At 57.3% G+C, this 2876-nt stretch carries 3 protein-coding genes; all 3 read left to right on the top strand.

Annotated features, from left to right (window positions below):
- Positions 1 to 697: DUF5000 domain-containing lipoprotein (locus tag Q0510_RS08920; RefSeq protein WP_298710175.1), on the top strand; the 697-nt coding region annotated here is incomplete at its 5' end.
- 6 nt (positions 698 to 703) lie between these two features.
- A complete protein-coding gene (locus tag Q0510_RS08925) occupies positions 704 to 2158 on the top strand; it encodes a hypothetical protein (RefSeq protein WP_298710177.1) in 1455 nt (484 codons plus the stop codon).
- A gap of 22 nt (positions 2159 to 2180) precedes the next feature.
- Positions 2181 to 2876: aldo/keto reductase (locus tag Q0510_RS08930; protein WP_298710179.1), on the top strand; the 696-nt coding region annotated here is incomplete at its 3' end.

Raw genomic sequence — 2876 nt, forward strand, 5'->3', positions numbered from 1 at the left:
CGAAATCCGGTACAGGGATGTGGATGGAGTGGAAAGACTATATAAAGTGCCGTTGTCGGAAGTGGAGACGATACTGACGGATGTAGCGGGTGATGTGCAATACAGCACCCGGTTCCTGCCCGAGCCCACGGCCGTCGATACTTTTTCGACTGCATTCGAACCGCTGGAACCGGTAGTGGTGGAAGGCGTACAGCTCGATAAATCGCTGTTCAAACGCTGGAACCCGACCGGCATTCCTTACACCGGCAATACCACGGCCGCCTGGCGGATCGAAAATGCCTGGGATGGCGGCATCACGCTGGGCTTCGCGAACAATAACAACCAGTTCACCGTGGATATGGGACAATTAACCCGCCTGAGCCGCCTGCTGATCAATAACCGGCCGGAGTCGAACCTGTTGTACAACCACTCGCACATGCGCCGCTTCGAAGTCTGGGGCAGCGCCACGCCGGATGTAACCGCTGATTTTTCGGGATGGGTGAAACTCGGTACCTACGAATCTTTCAAGCCTTCGGGCGCTTCGGTGGGAACGCTCACCGAAGAAGATATCCGGTACGCACATACGGAAGGAGAGAAGTACTATTTCCCGGCGGATTCGCCGGACGTGCGCTACCTGCGCATCGTATGCCAGGAAACCTGGGGCAAACAAGCCGGTATTCAATTCATGGAAATGACGCTGACAGGCGTGGTTAAGTAACGTAAAATGACGAGAAAGCATCTTTTTTCCCTGATCGCAGCCTTCGGCGCGGCCTTGCCCGGCAGTCACGGGCAGGCCCCCGGAGCCCTGCATATCGCCGACAGGCGGGAAATATTCGTGGACAGGCACCTGGTGGAGAAGCTGGAAAGTGTAGAGCTGCGCATGCACGCCCCGCGCGAATCCGGCGCCGTACTGTATTTCGATAAGCCCTGGGAAGGCCGCTTCAGCGGGTATGTAACGGTCCTCCGCGATGGCGATACCTACCGCGCTTATTACCGCGGCGTTCCCGTTTCCGGGAAAGACGGCAATGAACACGAAGTCACCTGCCTGGCCGAATCCCCCGACGGGATTACCTGGTCCAAACCCGTGCTGAAGCAGCACCGGGTACATGGCAGCCTTCGCAACAACGTGGTGATCGCGCATGAAACGCCCGCCAGCCATAACTTTAGTCCTTTCATCGACGCCAACCCCGCCGCTCCGGCCCATCTCCGTTATAAAGCTATCTGCGGCACCCGCGAAACGGGGTTGCTGGCTTATTCTTCGCCCGATGGCCTTCGCTGGCACAAAATGCAGGAAGCGCCGGTGATCACCAAAGGCGCATTTGACTCGCAGAACGTGGCGTTCTGGTCGGAAAGCGAGCAGCAGTATGTCTGCTACTTCCGGACCATGAGCAAAGTGGGCAAAACGGCGTACCGGTCGGTGAGCCGCGCGGTTTCGAAGGATTTCCTGCATTGGTCGGAACCGCAGGAAATGGCTTTCGGCGATACCCCTCGCGAACAGCTGTATACGCAACAGACGAGCCCGTACGTCCGCGCGCCGCATATTGCGCTGGCCATCGGCGCCCGGTTCATGCCCGGCAGGCAGGTGGTGAGCGACGCGGAGGCCAAACGCCTGAAGGTAGATCCGCAATATTACCGCGACTGCTCCGACGTGGTGTTGTTCTCGACCCGAGGCGGAACAGCCTACGAACGGACGTTCCTGGAATCGTTTATCCGTCCGGGTATTGGCATTGGCAACTGGGTGTCGCGGTCGAATTACCCGGCATTGAACGTTGTGCAGACCGGCGCGGATGAGTTGTCGTTGTATGTCAACGAAGCATATGCACAGGAAGGTGCGCACCTGAAGCGCTACACTCTTCGCCTCGACGGCTTCGCCTCCCTGCATGCGCCTTTTGGCGGCGGGAGCATGACCACGAAAGTTTTTACATTTGAAGGAAAAGAACTGGAAATCAACTGCTCGACATCCGCCGCCGGCGAAATCCGGATAGAAATGCTCGATGCTGCGGGGAATCCCGTTCCCGGCTTTGCGAAGGGCGATGCCGAGGTGATCATTGGCAACGAAACGCGGCGCATCGTGCGGTGGAAGGGGAACCACGACTTGAGCACCCTGGCCGGAAAGCCGGTGCGGATGCGCGTGCATATGAAGGACGCGGATCTGTATGCCTTCAAGTTCAATCGATAATTTAACTGCATTCAATTCGATAATGGAAAAAAGAGTATTGGGCAATACCGGCATTCATGTGTCGGAAGTGGCTTTTGGCGGCGTGGAAATCGGGATGCCTTATGGCATCGGCGTCCACGGTCGGGAAGATATGCTGCCGGAACGGGAGGCCGTCCGGTTGCTGCATGCGGCTTTAGATGGCGGGATCAATTTTTTCGATACGGCCCGGTTATATGGCAACAGCGAAGAAATTATGGGCCGTGCTTTTCTGGGCCGCAGGCAGGAAGCGGTGCTGGCTACGAAATGCCGGCACCTGCATCAGCCGGGCCAGCCGCTGCCTCCGGCGGAGGTCCTCCGTGAATTCATTTCCAGATCGCTGCAGGAAAGCTTGCAGGCACTGCAAACGGATTATGTAGATGTTTTCATGCTCCACCAGGCCAGCGCCGCTATCCTCGAAAGCCAGGCGGTTGCGGAAATATTCAGCGATATCAAACAACAGGGGCTTTGCCGCGCTACGGGGATTTCAACTTACCACACGAATGAAACGGAACAGGCAATCGCCAGCGGCGACTGGGATGTGATACAATTGCCCTACAACCTGATGGACCAGCGCCAGGCGCAATGCTTCGATGCTGCGGAAGCTGCGGGTGTGGGAATCGTGGTAAGATCTGTTTTGCTGAAAGGGATACTCGGCGGTAAGGGCCGCCAGTTGCACCCGGCTTTGAAAGATGTGGAAGAA

It is taken from the genome of uncultured Chitinophaga sp. (assembly GCF_937874145.1).
GTDB lineage: Bacteria > Bacteroidota > Bacteroidia > Chitinophagales > Chitinophagaceae > Chitinophaga.